Below are 19,118 nucleotides of genomic sequence, written 5' to 3' on the forward strand. Positions count from 1 at the left end.
AGCCTTCTCTTGCCCTATTGGTAATGCATCTTGCCTCTCTAATGAAGACATTGCAGTTTGCGAGTCGTTTTCTTCTTCCCGTTTCCTATTACATATAATTATGCTCTTTTACATGGTCGGAGTGCAGCAGCTGCTCTGCTTTTTCACTCAGCGGTTTTTCCAGGAAGTCCTTATAAAGCTCCTGTACATCCGGATTGTTGTGGGACTGGTGCAGAGGACGGTTGCTGTCGATGGTATAGAGCTTATTGCCAAGTACGTCGGCACGCTCTTCGCCGTCATGAATCGGCTGGCCGCCGCCGCCAACGCAGCCGCCGGGGCAGGCCATAACTTCCACAAAGTCATAATGAACCTTGCCTGCTTTCAGCTCGTCAAGCAGCTTGCCTGCATTACCCAGACCGCTTACCGTGCAGGTACGCAGAGTTGCGCCTCCGAGGGTGAATTCACGTACCTTGCGGCCTTCTGTGCCGCGGACGTCGGTGAAGGCATCTTCGGGAGCTTCCTTGCCTTCGATTACATGGTAGGCAGTACGCAATGCTGCTTCCATTACGCCGCCGCTGGCACCGAAGATAACTCCGGCGCCGGTGCTCTGGCCCAGCGGATTATCAAAGGGCTGTTCGTCCAGCATTGCCGGGTTGATGTGCTCGGCACGCAGCAGGCGGATAAACTCGCGCGTGGTGAGTACAATATCTACATCATGGGTGCCGCTGCTGCGCATAGAGAAGAGAGCGGCCTCGCGTTTTTTGGAAACGCAGGGCATGATGGAAATAGAGCAGATTTCCTTCGGCTTCAGGCCCTTCTTCTGTGCAAAATAGGATTTTGCCAGCGCACCGAAAATCTGTTGCGGAGATTTGGTGGTAGAAAGGTTAGGCACGAAGTACGGATGAGTTTTGTTTACATAGCTTACCCAGCCGGGGCAGCAGGAGGTGAACATAGGCCAGCTGTGGTCCTGCGGCTTTTGCAGATGCTCTAAAAGCTCGCTTGCTTCCTCCATTATGGTAACGTCGGCAGCGTAGCAGGTATCGAAGACATAATCGAAGCCGATTTTCTTCAGTGTTGCTACCATGCGGCCTTCGGTTGCCAGCTCGGGCGGCAGGTTAAAGGCTTCGGCCCAGGCGGTGCGTACTGCAGGTGCAACCTGTACTACTGTTACCTTATTGGGATCGGCCAATACGTCATAAATTTTGGGAACATCGTTACGCTCCTTCAGCGCGCCAACGGGGCAGTGGGTGATACACTGACCGCAGAGGCTGCAGTCACTGTCCTCAATGGAAACATTGCCGGCAACGTCTACGGTAGTACGGGCACCGGTGTTCTGCACATCCCAGATATGCAGCTTTTGCACCTTGTCACAAATCTGGACGCAGCGCATGCATTTGATGCATTTTTTGGAATCGCGGATGAGCGGGAACTCCTGGTTCCAGGGAGTGTCGACAACATCGCGCTCATAGGGAATATCGTAAATACCAAGATCATTGGCCAAAGTCTGCAGGCTGCAGTTGCCGCTGCGCACGCAGGTTGCGCACATGCAGTCATGCTGGGATAAAATCAGCTCCACGTTGGTGCGGCGGATGCTGCGGGCCTTAGGGGAGTTGGTATAAACTACCAGACCTTCCTGTACCGGAGTGGTACAGGCGGTAACTACACGGTTCTGTCCCTGAATTTCAACTACGCAGACCTTGCAGGCACTGATTTCGTTGATGCCTTTAAGATAACACAGGCGGGGGATTTCGATGCCGACAGTGGCAGCAGCCTGCATGATTGTTGTCCCCTGGGGAACGGAAACTTTTTGTCCGTCGATTGTCAGGTTTACCATTTTAAGGTTCTGCCTCCTTTCAGTGTGCTGAAGCCGAATTTGTCGCAGCGCAGGCAGCGTCCTGCTTCCTGGCAGGCTTCCTGCTTGGTCATGCCGCATTCAATCGGCTCAAAGGTATGTTTACGTTCGCCTGCTTCGGTTTCGTGCATTTGGATACGGCCGCAGGGACGTTTATCGTCAATAGACGGGTCGGGAATAACTACATCACAGGAAATGGTGTGATTATAGCCCAGATATTCATCAATATTAGCGGCAGCAACCTTACCGGCAGCAATAGCACGGATTACGGTTGCAGGACCGGTTACGCAGTCGCCGCCGGCGAAGACGCCTTCATTGTTGGCAAGCTCACTGCTTGAGAGTGCGGAAATAGTACCGCGTTTGATTTTGATGCCGGCTTCCTCGAACGGACGCAGCTCAATGCCCTGACCGATAGCAACAACGATAACGTCGCAGGGAATGCGCTCCAACTCTACGTCAGCGTGAATCGGACGTGCACGTCCCCAGGCATCGATAGGACCGATGATTTGCGGTTCAGCCCAGAGAGCGGCCACATTACCTTCGGCATCTGCTTCAATGTGATGCGGAGCCTTTAAGCCGTACAGCTCAGCGCCCTCGGCAATAGCACCTTCGATTTCTTCGGGCAGCGCTGTCATGTCATCCTGACGACGGCGGTAGGCGATGATAACCTTTTTGGCACCGAGACGGATGGAGCTGCGGGTGCAGTCCATAGCAACGTTGCCGCCGCCGATAACAACAACGGTTTTATCCTTAAAGTCAGGCATTTTTTCCTCACCGATGTTGCGCAGCATTTCTACCGCACTGATAACACCGTGGGAATCCTCGCCTTCAATACCGATTTTTTTGTCGGTGTGAGCACCGATGGCAATATAAACCGCGTCAAACTCCTCACGCAGCTTTTCGAAGGGGATATCGCCCTCCTCGTTACCGATTCTGGTGTTGAGATGTACTTCTACGCCGGTGGACAAAATAGCGTCTAGGTCCTCCTGCAGGCGTTCACGCGGGAAGCGGTAAGCAGGAATGCCGTAGCGCAGCATGCCGCCGAGCTTGCTCTTTTCTTCGAACACAACAGCATGATGGCCCATCAGCTCCAGATAGTAGGCTGCGGACATACCGCTGGGGCCACCGCCGATGATAGCGATACGTTTGTTGGTAGCAGGCTGCTTTTCGGGCAGCGGAACAGTGTTGCTGGGCGCGTTATCGACAGCCATACGCTTCAGACCGCGGATATTGATAGGAGCATCAATCATGCTGCGGCGGCAGCGTGCTTCACAGGGATGCTCGCAGATAAGACCGCAGGCAGTCGGGAAGGGGTTATCCTTGCGGATGAGCTTGACAGCGTCGGCATAACGGCTTGCGCCAACCAGTGCAATGTAACCGGGGATATCAACCTGTGCCGGGCACAAAGCAACGCAGGGGATAGAATGATGGACGTTGACAGAGCATTTGCCCTTCTTTATGTGGTTAATGTAATCTTCACGGAAGCCTTCCAGACCGGCCAAAACCATTTTGGCTGCTTCGAAGCCGATGGCGCAGTCAGCGCTGTTGGCAACATTTTGCGCAGTGCTTTCGATTAAATCCAGAGTGTGCATGTCAGCCTTGCCGGCGAGCACGTCTTCCATAAGATTCTGCAGCTGCGCGAGGCCTACACGGCAGGGTACGCATTTGCCACAGGTTTGTGCGTGGCAGACTTTGAGGAACGACAGCTGCAGGTCAACAGGGCACAGTCCCGGGGGGCTGGCGATGATGTGTCGTTCCAGGTCCTTGTACAAGCGCTCGACCGTAAGCTGTGCCTGGTCGGGTGTTTCGATTCTTAAACGGCTCATAATTTTCCTCCAAAAAGCATACACTAAATATATAAAGGTATAAACTATATTATACAGAAAAAAGCTGAATTTCGCAATAATAAAGAAGATAGTTTTTATGTAACAATCTGAGCAAAACAAGCTCGCAAGCGCTTTTTTCGTCTGCTGCCGCAGCAAAGCATTCTTGCGGAGGCTATGCTTTTTTTGCCGTATTTTTTGTGTTATACTAATACTGAGCTTTTTAGAATTAATGCTGTCGGCAGAACGTTTGCATCCGGCAGCTTAAAATATTGGAGGGTTGGATATGCAGCTTACTGCTACACATTATATAAGCCTGGCTGTAACGCTTCTGGTGACGCTGCTGCCGGGGCTTTTGGCAGCCAGAAGGGTGAAGTCTGCCGATGATTATAACGTAGGAGGCCGCAGCTCGGGCGCAGGCCTTGTCGCGGGCACGATTATCGGCACGATTGTCGGTGGCGCTGCTACCGTTGGTACGGCGCAGCTTGGCTTTAAGCTGGGGCTGACGGCTTGGTGGTTTACGCTCGGCAGCGGCATTGCGCTTTTGCTGATGGCGGCGTTTTATGCTGTGCCCTTGCGCCGCAGCTCACTGACCACCATAGCGGAGTATCTCGTTACGGATTATGGCAAGCCTGCGGGGTGGCTGGCGACCTTCAGCGCCTGCGCCGGTATTTTTTTCAGCATCGTAGCGAGCACGCTGACGGCGTTGCATCTCATTGCAGGCTTGTTCGGCGTACCGCTTTTGGCTGCAGCTGCCATTGTTATCGCTGTTACTTTGCTGCTGGTGTTTTTCGGTGGCCTCAGCAGCAGCGGAATGGCCGGGATTTTTAAGATTGTGCTGATTTTCGCCAGCATTTTCGTCGGCGGCGTGATGGCCTACGCCGATATGGGACATTGGCAGGGCTTGACGCAGAGCTTTGCGGCATATCCCTGGTTCAGCCTTTTCGGACGCGGCGTGGAGGACGGTCTTGTCAGCCTCGGTTCGATGATAGTGGGCGTTATTTCTACGCAGACCTATGTGCAGGCGCTGTTTTCGGCGCGCGATACCAAAACTGCAGCTGTTGGCTGCTGTGCTGCCGCACTGATAGTAATTCCCGTGGGATTGCCGTCAGTAATGATCGGTATGTTCATGCATCTGCACCATCCGGAGATAAATTCTATTGACGCACTGCCGCTGTATCTCGTTACCTATCTGCCGCAATGGCTCGGAGGTATCGGCCTGGGCGCCGTGCTGCTTTCGGCCCTGGGCTCAATCGCAGGCCTGGCGCTGGGCGTAGGTACGATGATTTCGCGTGATATCGTCAGCAAAATATGGCTTAAGGCTACGGCTGCAGCCCAACTGTGGGCAAGCCGCCTGAGCGTGCTGGCCGTTTCTGTCACTGCGATGGTGTTTGTCTTTATGCACCTTGATTCGTCGGTGCTGGAGTGGAATTATCTCTCCATGGCGCTGCGGGGCAGTGGTATCTTTCTGCCGCTGACGTTCTGCATTTTCTTCCCGGGCAGGGTGCGCGCTTCAATGGGCGTGGCTGCTATGGGTGCAGGCATTTTTGCGGCGCTTTTCTGGAAGCATATCAGCCCGTGGGAAATCAACAGTCTGTTGCCGGCGCTCGTGTATAATCTGTTCTTTTTACTTATCGGTCTGGCGTGGGGTAAAAAAGGGGAATAGAAGCGAAAAAGCTGCTTTTACAGCAAGCGGTTTGCTTGCAAAAAGCAGCGTAATATGCTATATTATAGACAAAGGACAACCGCCCACGTCGGTGGGTTGCCAAAGCTTTTATTGCGGAAGAACCGCCCTGTCACTAGGCAAAGATTAAGGGCGGTTTTCCTATGTCTGGGTTATTTACTGAACTGAAAAATAAATGTCAGCAACGCCAGAATGAATACGCCAAAGGCCATCAGGTCCTTAAAGTCGTAGTTCTTCATAGGCATCATCTCCATTCTGTTGGAGAATGATGGCAATGCCACCCGTAAGCACGATTGTCCAAAGTCTGAATATATTGTAACATAGATAAAGAGAACATACAACGAACGAATTGTGAATTCACGGTTGTATGTTTTTTCAGTTTTAGGCAGGAATTTTATCTGTAATGCTAGAATAGTTTTACATACATTTGCCGCAGATTTGCGCGGCAGCGGTCTTTTAATTTAAGGAGCAAGAGATGACAAAACGCTTTACTCATTTACATGTACATACGGAATACAGCTTGCTGGACGGCGCTTCGAAAATCCACGAGCTGGTGGCCTACGCTAAGGAGCTGGGCATGGACAGTCTGGCGATTACCGACCACGGCGCAATGTACGGCGCAGTGGAATTTTATCAGGAGTGTACCAAGGCAGGCATCAAGCCGATTATCGGCTGCGAGGTTTACCTGTCCAAAGGCTCGCATCTGGAAAAAAATAACCGCGGCATGTACCATTTGATTCTGCTGGCGGAGAACGATACAGGCTACCATAACCTGATGAAAATCGTTAGCATTGGTCAGCTGGAGGGCTTTTATTATAAACCGCGCGTAGACAAGGACGTGCTGCGAACGTATCACGAGGGCGTTATCTGTCTCAGTGCCTGCGTTGCCGGCGAGGTGCCGCAGATGATTTTGCAGGACAACCTGGAGGGAGCACGTCGCTGCATTCAGGAATATATCGATATTTTTGGCAAGGAAAATTACTTTTTGGAAATTCAGGACCATGATCTTGATGAGGAGCACAAGGTCAGCGCGGAGCTGAAGCAGCTGGCGCAGGAGTTCGGTCTTGGCCTGGTAGCGACAAATGATTTGCATTATGTGCAGCAAAAGGATGCCGCAGCGCAGGATATTCTGCTGTGCATTCAGACGACCAGCACGGTTGATGAGCCGGACCGTATGCGCTTTAACAACGACAGCTATTATCTGAAAAGCTATGATGAGATGGAGGCGCTGTTCGGCGATTGTCCGGAGGCTTTGAGCAATACCAATAAAATTGCTGACCGCTGCAACGTGAAGATGGTGTTCGGCCATCTGCTGCTGCCGGAGTTCCCGGTGCCGGAGGGCTTTGATGCCGTGAGCTATCTGCGTCACCTGTGCGAGGAGGCCTTGCCTAAGCGCTACGAGGTTGTGGATGAGAAGGTCCGCAAGCGTCTGGATTTTGAGCTGGACATCATCAACACTATGGGCTATGCTTGCTATTTCCTCATTGTCTGGGATTTTATCAATTATTGCCGTAGCCATGATATTCCGGTCGGTCCGGGACGCGGCAGTGCCGCAGGCAGTATCGTGGCCTATCTGCTGCGCATAACGAATATCGAGCCCTTGCGTTACCATCTGCTGTTCGAACGCTTTTTAAATCCTGAACGCGTCAGCATGCCTGATATTGATACCGACTTCTGCTATGTGAAGCGTAATCAGGTGCTGGATTATGTAGTGCGCCGTTACGGACAGGAGCGTGTGGCGCAGATTATTACCTTCGGCACACTGCAGGCGCGCGCGGCAGTGCGCGACGTCGGCAAGGCGTTGGGCATGAGCTACGGCGAGGTAGACGAAATCGCCAAGCTGATTCCGCGTGAGCTGGGCATTACGTTGGAGAAGGCGCTGAACGGCAGCAAGGACTTCCGTCAGGCATATGACTCGCGCCCGGAGGTCAAAAAGCTGATTGACCTTGCGCAAAGCGTGGAGGGCCTGCCGCGTAACGCAGGCACGCATGCCGCCGGTGTTATTATCGCGCCGCATAATATGAAAAATTACGTACCGCTGCAGCAGGGCAGTGAGGGTGGCGTCATCACCCAGTACGATAAAAATAAGGTAGAAGAGCTGGGTCTGCTGAAGATGGACTTTTTAGGCCTGCGCACGCTGACAGTTATTGGTGACTGCATTCGCTTTATCCGCGAAACTACGGGTGAAGAGGTTGATATTGATAATATACCGTTGGCAGATGAGGCGACCTGCGCAATGCTGCGCCGAGGTGAAACGGCCTGCGTTTTCCAGCTGGAGTCGGCTGGCATCACCAAGCTGGTTATGGATTTGGCTCCCGAAAGCTTTGAGGACCTGATTCCGTTGGTGGCTCTGTACCGTCCGGGTCCTTTGGGCACCGGTATGGCAGAGGACTTTATCGCCGGCCGTCACGGACAGCGCACGGCGAAGGTATTACATCCGCTGATGGAGCCTATTTTGAAGGATACCTACGGCGTTATTCTGTATCAGGAGCAGGTTATGCAGATAACCTCCGCACTGGCAGGCTTTACGCTCGGTCAGGCAGATATTCTGCGCCGTGCGATGGGCAAGAAGAAGGCCAAGGAGCTGGATTCTATGCGCCAGTCATTTATTGACGGTGCCAAAAAGCTGCATGATATCCCCGAAGAGCTCAGCGACCAGATTTTCTCGCTCTTGCAGCACTTCGCCGGTTACGGCTTCAACAAATCACACTCCGTAGCCTATGCGCTGGTAGCCTATGAAACCGCTTATCTGAAGGCGCACTGGCGTCCGCAATTCTATGCGGCCTTCCTCAACAGCATTATCGGTGATGCGGATAAGGTGAGCTGGTATATCAACGTCTGTCGTAATGATAATGTCAAAATCCTGCCGCCGGATGTCAACGAAAGCGGTCACAACTTTACGGTACATAAAAATTCGTCTATCCGCTTCGGCCTGGCGGGCATCAAAAATACTGGTGATGCCGCAGTAGATGCCATTATCAGCGCCCGTAACGAGGGCGGTCCGTTCAAGAGTCTGACGGATTTCTGCTGCCGTGTGAATATGCGCGTGGTCAACAAGCGTGTTATCGAAAATATGATTAAATGCGGCGCAATGGATTCCTTCGGCGCCAGACGCTCGCAGATGCTGTCTATTATAGAGCAGGCGGTTGATTTGGGTGCCGCCTGCCAGAGGGACAAGGCTAACGGCCAGCTGGGGCTGTTCGGTGACGATAGCTTCGGCGTGACGGAAATCAAGCTGCCGCCGCTGCCGGAAATCCCCAAGCAGCTTATTCTGCAGAACGAAAAGGAAATTATCGGCTTTTACGTTACCGATCATCCGCTGAGCGATTACAAGCAGATGCTGCAGCGCTTCATGCCGCTGCACCAGTTCGGCGGTGAAACGCAGGTACAGGACGGACAGTTCGTGCGCGTGGCCGGTATTATTACGGACTGCACAATTAAAAATACCAAGCGCGGTGATACGATGGCCGTTCTGACGCTGGAGGATTTCAGCGGACGCTTCCCGGTTATCGTTTTCCCGCAGGCTTATCATACAAATGTCAAGGATATCTATGAGGACAGTATTGTGGCGATTGAAGGACGCTTCAGCGTGGATGAGCGTGAAAGCAAGATTATTGCCAACAGCGTGCGCGCTCTGCCGTCCAAGCCGCCTACGGAAATCCGCCTGCGCATCGAAGCGCATCTGGAAAATCCGCTGGTGCAGCGTGAGCTGATGCAGCTGTTTCAAAAATACAAGGGTGATGACTGCGTATACCTGCAGCTGATGGGCTCGCGTAAGCTTATCAAGACAACGCCTAACTTCTGGGTGAACAGCGAAGCACCGGGCTTTGCCGAGGATGTGGTCAAAATACTTGGTGAAAACTGTGTGGTAAAGAAAGATTGATGTAATTATTTGAGCTGTTTTTCATAAACTTTCATGATATACTTGCAAGTTTAAGTACAAAAATGCTAAAATAAAGAGAAGAATGTAAAAAAGCCGGAGCAGCAGCTCCTGTAATAAGCTTAAGGAGGCAGCAAATGAATATTCTCGTTTGTTTAAAACAAGTGCCGGATACGGCAAAAGTAAAATTTAACCGCGAAACCAATACCTTAGACCGTACGGGTGTAGAAAATATTATGAACCCCTATGACCGTCAGGCATTGGAGGTAGCACTGTGCCTGAAGGATAAGGAAGGCGCTAAGGTAACTGTACTGACCATGGGCCTGCCCCAGGCAACCGATATTCTGAAGGAAGCAATCGCTATGGGCGCTGATGACGGCGTTCTGCTGAGCGACCGTGTTCTGGGCGGCAGCGATACTCTGGCAACCAGCCTGGCTCTGGCTGCTGCTGTAAAACATCTGGGCGAGTTCGACCTCGTGCTCTGCGGTAAGCAGGCAGTAGACGGCGACACCGCACAGGTTGGCCCGGAAATGGCAGAGCATCTGGGAATTCCTCAGATTACCGGCGCTCTGAGCCTGAGCTATGAAGACGGTAAATTTGTTGTTGTCCGCGAAAATGAAAACTATCAGCTGACTCTGGCTTGCGCCGCACCACTGCTGGTTACCGTAACCAAATCCGAAAAAGAGCCGCGTTTTGCCAGCATTAAAGGCAAAATGAAAGCACGTAAGGCTCAGATTCCTACTCTTACCGTTGCTGACCTGGATATTGATCCTGCAACCGTAGGCCTGAAGGGCTCTCCGACTAAGGTTAAAAAAGCCTTCACCCCGACCCCGCCTGAAATCAATGGCGAAATCATTACCGAAGCAGATGCTGATGCAGCAGTAGATATGCTGTTTGAAAAGCTGGTTAAGGCAGAGGTTATTACCCGCTAAGGTGAACCATGCTGATAAAAGTAAACAGGCAGCTTTGCTGTGGCTGTGAGGAATGTGTGGCGGTATGCCCGATGGGCGCTGCAACGCTGCGTGAGGGCAAGGCGCAGATTGATATGCAGCAGTGTGTCTGCTGCGGTGCCTGCATCCGCGAATGTCCCATGGAGGCTATAGCTATTGCCGAAACTGACGATACTGAAGATAACGAATAGGAGTGTGTAAATATGTGGGTTATTGCTGAACAGGAAAATGGTCAGCTGATGAATGTTACCTTTGAGCTGTTGGGCGCTGCCAAAGAGCTGTGTGCCAAGCTGGAGGAAAAATGCTGTGCGGTACTGGTGACCGCTGCTGCAGGCGAGCTGCCGCAGCAGCTGATTGCTGCCGGCGCTGATGTTGTTTATGTTGTTGAGGATGCTAAATACGCAGATTATGATACCGAGTTATATACCGATGCTATCTGCCAGCTGTCCAAAAAATATGATCCGGCTTCCATTATGTTCGGTGCTACCGATGACGGGCGTGACCTGGCTCCGCGTGTTGCAGCACGTCTGCATACCGGCCTGTGCGCTGACTGCACTGCTCTGGATGTAACCGATGACAAGCTCGTTGCCTGGACTCGTCCCGCACTGGGCGGCAATATCTGCGCTACCATCATCTGCGACGTTAACCGTCCGCAAATGGGTACCGTTCGTCCTAAAGTATTCAAACCGGCAGAAATGGACAACAACCGCACCGGTGAGGTTATTGCCTTCACTCCGGAAGCAGGCGCTGTAAGCCGTGTTGAACTGGTTAAAAAAGAAGCTCTGAGCAGCGAAAACGCTGTTAAGATTGATGAAGCTGATATGATCGCAGCAGGCGGCCGCGGCTTCGGCAGCAAGGAAAATTTCGACGTGCTGGAACAGCTGGCTGCTCTCTTTGAAAATTCCGCAGTAGCAGGCACCCGTGCCGCTATTGATGAGGGCTGGCTGACTCACTCCCAACAGGTTGGCCAATCCGGTAAATCCGTTACTCCGCATATCTACTTTGCCTGCGGCATCAGCGGTGCTATCCAGCATCTGTCCGGCATGAAGGACAGCGATATCATCATCGCTATCAACAAGGATGCAGAGGCACCGATTTTCACCGTTGCTCATTATGGCATCGTAGGTGATGTAAACGTAATCCTGCCGAAGCTGATTGAAAAAATCAAAGCTTACAAGGCTTAATACAATTACCTGATTTACAGGAGGCATTCTAGTATGTGGAAAACAATTTATATTGCCCACACTGAGGAACAAGCCCAAAAAATAAAGCAAATGCTGACGGAAAACGGCTTTTTGGTACAGCTGAAAAGTGCCGGAGGCAAGCATAATAAGGCTTATGAAATCTGCCTGCCGGTTTCGGAGGCAGAGGATGCCTATGAGGTTTTGTGTGAGAATAAGTTTCAGTACTGAGGAGGCGCAGTCCTGATGAAGAAAACGAAGATTATCTGTACAGTAGGTCCCAGCACGGACAATGTAGAGCTGTTGCGTAAGATGATGCTTGCAGGCATGGATTTGGCACGCTTCAACTTTTCGCACGGCAATCATGAGGATCATAGCAAAAGGCTGCAGCTGGTGCGCCGGGCATCAGAAGAGGCCGGTAAGGTAATTGCTACGATTGCAGATACCAAAGGCCCGGAAATGCGCCTGGGCATGTTTGCCGAAAGCAAAATCGAGCTGAACGAGGGCGATGATTTCTGCCTGACTACCGAGGATTATCTGGGCGACCGCCATATGGCATACGTCAATTATGCCGGTCTGCCGCAGGAGGTAGAAATAGGCAGCAATATTCTGCTGGCCGACGGACTGCTTTCCTTAAAGGTTGTGCGCATTGACGGCTGCAAGATTTATACCAAGGTGGTCAACGGCGGTGAGCTGAGCTCGCGCAAACGTGTGGCCTGCCCCGGTATCGAGCTGAAGCTGCCGTTTTTGTCGGAGCAGGACAAGGCAGATATTCTTTTTGCTGTCGAGCATGATATGGATTACATTGCGGCATCCTTCGTGCAGAAGGCCGATGATGTTATCGCTATCCGTAAAGTGCTTGAGGAAGCAGGCTCTTCCATCGGGATTATTTCCAAAATCGAGAATGAGGCCGGTGTGCAGCATATCGATGAAATTATCGGCGTATCCGACGGCATTATGGTTGCCAGAGGCGACCTGGGCGTAGAGATACCGACCGAGGATGTACCTTTGGTACAGAAGGATATTATCGCGCGCTGCAACAAGGCGGGCAAGCCTGTTATTACGGCTACGCAGATGTTGGAAAGCATGATTAACAGCTATCGTGCAACCCGTGCCGAGGCCAGCGACGTTGCCAACTCTATTTTTGACGGCAGCGACGTTATTATGCTGAGCGGCGAAACTGCCAGCGGCAAATATCCGCTGGAGGCTGTGCAGACGATGGCTAAGATTGCCGTTCGCACGGAAAATGCGCTTGATTATGTTCATATCTTTCAGAAAAAGGGCATCAGCGAGCGCATCCATTCTACCGATGCCATCAGCCATGCTACAGTGCAGATTTCTCAGGAAATAAAGGCAGATACTATTCTTACGATTACCGAATCAGGCTTTACGGCGCGTATGATTGCCAAATATAAGCCTCAATGTACTGTTGTTGCTGTATCACGCTTGCCTGAGCGCGTGCGTGCGATGCAGCTTTATTGGGGTGTGCTGCCGCTTTTGGGGCCATACTCCACAAATACTGATGAAATGATAGAGCTGTCTTTGCAGTGTGCTTTGCATCACTCCGTGATTAAGGACGGCGCATCTGTTGTTATAACTGCCGGCGTGCCTATCGGTACTCCGGGCAGTACAAATCTGATTAAGGTGGTTACAGTGGGTACCAAACTTATCAGCGGTACCGGTATCGGCAGCAAGACTGTCACCGGCCGTATCTGCGTAGGCAGAACTGCGGCAGATTTCAAGGACAAGCTCCAAAAGGGCGATATACTTGTAGTTGATGTGCTGAACGATGAGTTTGTACCGCAGGCTGCTGCCAAGGCAGCAGCGATTATCGCCGAAGAGGGCGGCCTGACATCCTCCACCGCTATTGTTGCCGTAACCTGCGGTCTGCCTGTTATCGTAGGCGTGGAGAAAGCAACCTCCAAGCTGGCCGACGGCCTGCTGGTAACGGTGGATCCTGTTTCCGGTGACGTCTACGAAGGCGATATTAACCTGTAGGAATATGGTAACAGAACTTATTTTAGAAACATGTATTGCTCTGCGTGACGGCAGAGAACAAAACGCCTGCACAGCTTTTTCGGGTATTATTGCTGAAGCAGCAGATAATGAAGCATTACAAGCAATCAGCTGCTGTCTGCTGGTGGCCTTACGCCACCGGCAACGGCAGCTTTTTGCGGCTTGGATGCAGGAAAGCAGGCCGCGTTTGGAGCAGCTGTTGGTCAATCCGCAGCTGGCACATCAGGGCGGCAGCGTTCTGCTGCGGCTGACGTTTGCCGTGTGCGACAGGCGCCTGGATGAAGTGCGTCCTATGCTTGCACTGCTGGTGCGGTGCTGGCTGCGGACGTACGCCGGCGATACTGCAGTGCTGCAGGAATTTATGGGCGAATGGCTCAGTCTGGCGGCGCGTATGGCACGCAGGCGGTGGCGCGAGGAGACGGCGTTTCTGCTGCGTGAGGCCGGGCGCTGGCTTTTAAAGCAGCAGGACCTGCAACGGTGGGCGTGGAGCCTGCAGCAGCTGCAGCTGCATTTCGTCGTGTACGCACGCTGGGATGGCTTTGACAAGGCCTGCAGAATTTACAGGGAGCTGACGCTTCTGTACCGCCTGCTGCTGCGGCGTGTGCCGAAGGCACAACCTGCGCGGCAGACAGCGCTTCTGCAGCTGCTTTTGCGTCACCTGCGTGATGTAACCGCTAACGTATCGCGTTCGGCGATGCTGGATGATGCGGATATCTTTCGCCAATGGTACAGCTTTTTCTGGCAGCTGACTGCCGACGACAAGAGCGCCAGAGAGGAGCTGCTGCGGCTGCTGCAGCTTGCTATCACCTATTGGCAGCAGACCATGCCCAAAACCAGCCGCAAGCAGGCAGTACTCCTTAAGGATTTGCTGCAGCCGAACCTGATTGACGGGCAATACGCATTGTTATTACAAAAAATTATATAAATCCTGAAGACAGGAGGTAGAAAATATGTCAAAGATTGTCGTAGTAGGTAGCTGTAATATTGATATTACTGTTGAATGTGACCGCTGGGTGCATCCCGGAGAAACTATTTTCGGCAACCGCCTGACCGTTTCTCCCGGCGGCAAGGGTGCCAACCAGGCTGTTGCTGCAGCCCGCCTGGGAGCAGATGTTATGATGGTCGGCTGCATCGGTGATGATGTGTACGGCCAGCTGGTATTGAAGGCTTTAAAGGAAAATAACGTTGATTCCACCTATGTGAAGGTGCTGCCGGGTGAAAACAGCGGTACCGCACACATTACCGTAGCGGAGGACGATAACACGATTATCGTTATCAAGGCTGCCAATGACCTGGTATCCCCGTCGCTGATTGATGAAGCGTGGGAGGATATCAGCAAGGCAGACATGGTGCTATTGCAGCACGAAATTCCTGCCGCTACTAACGCTTATGTTATCGAAAAATGCGCAGCGCACGGTGTACCTGTGCTGCTGAACCCCGCACCTGTTGCTCCGGTGCCGCAGGCTCTGCTGGATAAGATCACTTATCTGACTCCCAACGAGCACGAGGCAGCAACATTGTTTGCCGGTAAGGGCAAGGCGGATATCCTTGATCAGAACCAGGGCAAGGTGATTATGACGCTGGGCAGCAAGGGTGTTGCCTATGCAGAAAAGGGACAGGTTATTACTGTTCCCGGCTTTAAGGTAAAGCCGGTTGACACTACGGGTGCAGGCGACACCTTTAACGGTGCCTTTGCTGTTGCCCGTGCAAATGGCAAATCCATGCAGGAAAGCATCAGCTTTGCCAATGCTGCCGCAGCTCTTTCGGTGCAAAAGCTGGGAGCACAGGGCGGTATGCCTTATTTACATGAAGTAGAGGAGATGCTTAAGTAATGCAAAAGGGTGGAATGTTGAACAGCTCTATTGCGAAGGTGCTGGCTGATTTGGGCCACACCGACACTATCGTTATCGGTGACTGCGGTCTGCCTGTGCCTGCAGGCGTGCAGAAAATCGACCTGGCTCTGAAGCCGGGAACTCCTTCCTTCCTGGAGGTTGTTGAGGAAGTAGCCAAGAATATGGTTATCGAAAAGGTAGAAATTGCAGCGGAAATGGAAGGCAGAAATCCTGCTGTCTACGGCGCTATGAAGCAGCTTTTCACTGAAGAGCAGTGGATTATCGATGCAGACCACGAAGCCTTCAAGGAGGCAACCAAGCATGCAAAATGCATTATCCGCACCGGCGAAATTACTCCTTTTGCCAATGTGATTCTGCACAGCAATGTTTTCTTTTAAAAATTAGCGTAAGGTAGGAATAAGGAAAAGTATGGAGATTGAATTAAGAAATATCCATAAGGCCTTTGGTTCTAATGAGGTGCTCAAGGGTGTTGACCTGAAGCTTAAAAGCGGTGAGGTACACGCTCTGATGGGTGAAAACGGTGCCGGCAAATCAACACTGATGAATATCCTGACGGGTATTCACAGGCAGGATAAGGGACAGATTTTTGTCGACGGCAAGGAAATCAGCTTCAAAAATCCTCTGGAGGCAGAAGCTTACGGCATCGCCTTCATCCATCAGGAGCTGAATATCTGGCCGAACCTGAGCATTCTGGAAAACCTGTTTTTGATGCACAGCGTAACCAACGGCATGGGTATCCTGGATTTTAAGGCTATGCGTGCTATGGCAGAGCAGAAATGCCGTGAAATTGAAATTGAGCTGCCACTGGATATGGAAGCCGGCGAATGCTCGGTAGGACAGCAGCAGATGACGGAAATCGTCCGTAACCTTCTGCTGGATGCCAAGGTTGTTATTATGGACGAGCCTACGGCGGCGCTGACCGAAAGAGAAACAGAAAAGCTCTTTGAGGTTATGCGCTCCCTGAAAAAACGTGGTGTAGCAATGGTGTATATTTCGCACCGTATGGAAGAGGTTACGCAGAACTGCGACACGATTACCGTTATGCGTGACGGCGTATCCGTTGCAACCAAGCCTGTTAAGGAATACAGCATGGAGCAGATTGTCCACGATATGGTAGGACGCTCCATTACGGAATTTTATCCCGACCGCCGCAATAAGCCGGGCGAGGTGCTGCTGGAGGTTAAGCACTTTGAACAGCCGGGAGTTTTCCATGATATTAACTTTAACCTGCGCAAGGGCGAGATTTTGGGCTTTGCCGGCCTTATGGGCAGCGGCCGTACCGAAATCATGCGCGCCGTTTTCGGCGTTGATCCTCATGCAGGCGGCGAGCTGGTTTTCAAGGGCGAGCCTTTGAAGATTACCAAGCCTGAGGATGCTATTAAGGCAGGATTGGGCTTCGTAACCGAAAACCGCAAAACAGAGGGCCTGATTCTGGACTTCTCCATTTTGCGTAACATTGCTCTGCCGAGTGTTGACAGCTTTGCCCAAAGCGGTGTCATCAATTTTAATATTCTTAATGATTTTGCCGATAAAATGGCAAAAAAGCTGGGCGTAAAGACCAGCAGCCTGGACCTTGAGGCCGGTGCGTTGTCCGGCGGTAACCAGCAGAAGGTGGTTATTGCCAAATGGGTTGGCAGACACCCGGAGGTCATTATTATGGATGAGCCTACCCGTGGTATCGACGTAGGTGCAAAACGCGATATATATGAGCTGATGAACGAGCTTACTGCAAGTGGCGTTTCGATTATTATGGTTTCTTCGGAGCTGCCGGAGGTATTGGGCATGAGCGACCGAATCGTCGTTGTCCACGAAGGCCGCATTGCCGGCGAGCTGCTGCACGATGAAGCAGACCAGGAAAAAATCATGACACTTGCAACGGGAGGGCAATAAAAATAATGGATGTAAAAGCAATCTTAAAAAAATCCGGTTCCATAATCGGACTTATTGTGTTGTTTGTGGTCATTTCCTGCCTTAACAGCAGCTTTATCGATCCCAGCAACCTGAAAAACCTGCTGCGTCAGGTTTCTATCAATGCCTTAATTTCCTTTGGCATGACCTTTGTTATCTTAACCGGCGGTATTGATTTGTCCGTCGGCAGTATTCTGGCGCTTTCCAGTGCACTCATGGGCAGCTTTATCAAGGGCGGTATGGATCCTGTATTCGGTATCGTGCTGGCCTGCCTCATCGGTGCTGCACTGGGCAGTGTCAACGGCCTGGTAATTACCTACGGCAAGGTGGCGCCCTTTATCGCAACCTTGGCGACGATGACTATTTTCCGTGGTCTGACTTTGGTATATACCAACGGCAACCCTATCAGCAGTCTGTCCGAGGATGACCGATTCCTGGAATTTGGCCAGGGCTATGTTGCCGGTCTGCCGGTTCCTGCTATTATGATGCTGATTATGTTTTTCATTTTGTGGTTCATCCTGCACAAAACTCCGCTGGGACGCAAAACCTATGCTGTCGGCGGTAATGAGAAGGTTTCCTTCATTGCAGGTATCAAAATCAACCGCATTAAAATATTTGCTTATACCGTAACAGGTTTCCTTTGCGGTATGGCAGGCGCTATTCTTACCAGCCGTCTGAACAGTGCTCAGCCTACTGCCGGTACCGGCTATGAGCTGGATGCTATCGCAGCTGTAGTATTGGGTGGCACCAGTCTTTCCGGCGGTAAGGGCCGCATCTTCGGTACCATTATCGGTGCGCTGATTATCGGCACTCTGAACAATGGTCTGAATATCTTAAACGTATCCAGCTTTTACCAACAAGTTGTCAAAGGTATAGTAATTTTGCTGGCTGTGCTGATGGACAGAAAGAAAAACTAAGCGTGATGCGGACGTAAAGCACCATCCAGTGCTTTTCAGCCGCAGCCTGCTTAATTCAAGTTTTTGTCTGCATAGTAATTTCTAATTCCGGGAGGTATTTTCTCACATGAAAAAAATTTTATTGGTATTAACCTGCATTGTAGCAATGGCTATGATGATTGTCGGCTGCGGCGGCAGCGACAAGAAGGATGCTGCAAAAGGCAACGACAAGAAAATCACCGTTGGCTTCTCCGTATCCACTCAAAACAATCCGTTCTTCGTTTCCCTGGCTAAAGGCGTAGAAGCTAAGGCTAAGGAGCTGGGCGTAACTGTAAAGGTTGTTGACGCTCAGAACGATCCTGCAAAGCAGGCTAATGATATTGCTGACCTGCTGCAGCAAAACATCAGCGTTCTGCTGGTTAACCCTGTTGACTCTGATGCAATTTCTACGTCCGTAAAGGCTGCCAACAAGGCTAACATCCCTGTTATCTGCCTCGACCGCAGTGCTAACCAGGGTGATGTAGCATGCCTGGTTGCTTCCGATAACGTAAAGGGCGGCGAAATGGCTGCTGATTACATTATCAAAAAGCTGGGCGAAAAGGTTAAGGTTGCTGAGCTGGAGGGTATCCCCGGTGCCAGCGCTTCCCGTGAACGCGGCGAAGGCTTCCACAAGCTGGCTGACAGCAAGCTGACCGTTGTTGCTAAACAGACTGCTGAATTTGACCGCAGCAAGGGCCTGACTGTAGCAGAAAACATGCTGCAGGCTAACCCGGACATCAAAGCTATTTTCGCTCAGAACGACGAAATGGCTTTGGGTGCAATCGAAGCTGCTAAGAGTGCTGGCAAGCAAATCTTCATCGTTGGCTTTGACGGCACTGCTGACGGCGTAAAGGCTGTAGAAAGCGGCGCTATGAGCGCTACTATCGCTCAACAGCCGGAAATCATGGGCCAGCAAGGTCTGGAAGTAGCTGTTAAAGCTGCTAAAGGCGAAAAAGTAGAAGCTAAGATTTCTGCTCCGCTGAAGCTCATCGAAAAGAAATAATAGCCGCTTAATTTATATTAACCTGACAACTTGAAGCAATAATGCCTCTGCGCG

The 19,118-nt window shown here is 51.6% G+C and carries 16 protein-coding genes; 13 read left to right on the plus strand and 3 right to left on the minus strand.

Translation table 11 applies throughout. The features are described from left to right. Positions 1–88 precede the first annotated feature (88 nt). Entirely contained in the window at positions 89–1,813 is a 1,725-nt protein-coding gene (locus tag M5E81_RS04655) for a [FeFe] hydrogenase, group A (protein ID WP_249747990.1), read from the minus strand. Further along, positions 1,807–3,657 (minus strand): NAD(P)-binding protein, encoded by a 1,851-nt coding sequence (locus M5E81_RS04660; protein ID WP_040565416.1) that lies wholly within the window; start codon positions 3,655–3,657, stop codon positions 1,807–1,809. Before M5E81_RS04660 ends, M5E81_RS04655 begins: the two co-directional genes overlap by 7 nt. Before the next feature lie 283 nt (positions 3,658–3,940). Between M5E81_RS04660 and M5E81_RS04665 the strand changes: the two genes are divergently transcribed. Next, positions 3,941–5,320: a sodium:solute symporter family protein gene (locus M5E81_RS04665; RefSeq protein WP_249747991.1), complete on the plus strand. Its 1,380-nt coding sequence runs from the start codon at positions 3,941–3,943 to the stop codon at positions 5,318–5,320. Positions 5,321–5,490: 170 nt separating this feature from the next. Here M5E81_RS04665 and M5E81_RS11305 read toward each other — a convergent pair whose 3' ends face one another. Next, positions 5,491–5,619: a hypothetical protein gene (locus M5E81_RS11305; protein ID WP_268257878.1), complete on the minus strand. Its 129-nt coding sequence runs from the start codon at positions 5,617–5,619 to the stop codon at positions 5,491–5,493. A 194-nt stretch (positions 5,620–5,813) separates the two neighbouring features. Between M5E81_RS11305 and M5E81_RS04670 the strand changes: the two genes are divergently transcribed. The 12 genes from M5E81_RS04670 (at position 5,814) to rbsB (ending at position 19,064) form a co-directional block, all read left to right on the plus strand. Beyond that, positions 5,814–9,221 (plus strand): DNA polymerase III subunit alpha, encoded by a 3,408-nt coding sequence (locus M5E81_RS04670; RefSeq protein ID WP_249747992.1) that lies wholly within the window; start codon positions 5,814–5,816, stop codon positions 9,219–9,221. A gap of 134 nt (positions 9,222–9,355) precedes the next feature. Next, on the plus strand, positions 9,356–10,150 hold the full coding sequence (locus tag M5E81_RS04675; RefSeq protein WP_009146322.1) for an electron transfer flavoprotein subunit beta/FixA family protein: 795 nt from the start codon (positions 9,356–9,358) through the stop codon (positions 10,148–10,150). A gap of 8 nt (positions 10,151–10,158) precedes the next feature. Next, positions 10,159–10,359 (plus strand): 4Fe-4S dicluster domain-containing protein, encoded by a 201-nt coding sequence (locus M5E81_RS04680; protein ID WP_210684594.1) that lies wholly within the window; start codon positions 10,159–10,161, stop codon positions 10,357–10,359. A gap of 12 nt (positions 10,360–10,371) precedes the next feature. Further along, complete coding sequence (locus M5E81_RS04685; protein ID WP_249747993.1) at positions 10,372–11,352, plus strand: electron transfer flavoprotein subunit alpha/FixB family protein; 981 nt, start codon at positions 10,372–10,374, stop codon at positions 11,350–11,352. 33 nt (positions 11,353–11,385) lie between these two features. Next, positions 11,386–11,580 (plus strand): hypothetical protein, encoded by a 195-nt coding sequence (locus M5E81_RS04690; protein WP_009146325.1) that lies wholly within the window; start codon positions 11,386–11,388, stop codon positions 11,578–11,580. 15 nt (positions 11,581–11,595) lie between these two features. Continuing rightward, positions 11,596–13,347, plus strand: a complete 1,752-nt coding sequence (pyk, locus tag M5E81_RS04695; protein ID WP_249747994.1) for a pyruvate kinase — start codon at positions 11,596–11,598, stop codon at positions 13,345–13,347. A 4-nt stretch (positions 13,348–13,351) separates the two neighbouring features. Beyond that, on the plus strand, positions 13,352–14,290 hold the full coding sequence (locus M5E81_RS04700; RefSeq protein WP_009146327.1) for a hypothetical protein: 939 nt from the start codon (positions 13,352–13,354) through the stop codon (positions 14,288–14,290). 25 nt (positions 14,291–14,315) lie between these two features. Next, the gene (gene rbsK / locus M5E81_RS04705) at positions 14,316–15,197 is read left to right on the plus strand and encodes a ribokinase (protein WP_009146328.1); all 882 of its coding nucleotides are present in this window, start codon (positions 14,316–14,318) and stop codon (positions 15,195–15,197) included. Continuing rightward, positions 15,197–15,595 (plus strand): D-ribose pyranase, encoded by a 399-nt coding sequence (gene rbsD / locus M5E81_RS04710; protein ID WP_009146329.1) that lies wholly within the window; start codon positions 15,197–15,199, stop codon positions 15,593–15,595. Before rbsK ends, rbsD begins: the two co-directional genes overlap by 1 nt. A gap of 31 nt (positions 15,596–15,626) precedes the next feature. Beyond that, complete coding sequence (locus M5E81_RS04715) at positions 15,627–17,108, plus strand: sugar ABC transporter ATP-binding protein (RefSeq protein WP_249747995.1); 1,482 nt, start codon at positions 15,627–15,629, stop codon at positions 17,106–17,108. Between the two features lie 5 nt (positions 17,109–17,113). Further along, entirely contained in the window at positions 17,114–18,043 is a 930-nt protein-coding gene (locus tag M5E81_RS04720; protein WP_009146331.1) for an ABC transporter permease subunit, read from the plus strand. 106 nt (positions 18,044–18,149) lie between these two features. Then, the gene (gene rbsB, locus M5E81_RS04725; protein WP_009146332.1) at positions 18,150–19,064 is read left to right on the plus strand and encodes a ribose ABC transporter substrate-binding protein RbsB; all 915 of its coding nucleotides are present in this window, start codon (positions 18,150–18,152) and stop codon (positions 19,062–19,064) included. Positions 19,065–19,118: the final 54 nt, after the last annotated feature.

The organism is Phascolarctobacterium succinatutens, from assembly GCF_023497905.1.
Taxonomy (GTDB): Bacteria; Bacillota; Negativicutes; order Acidaminococcales; family Acidaminococcaceae; genus Phascolarctobacterium_A; species Phascolarctobacterium_A succinatutens.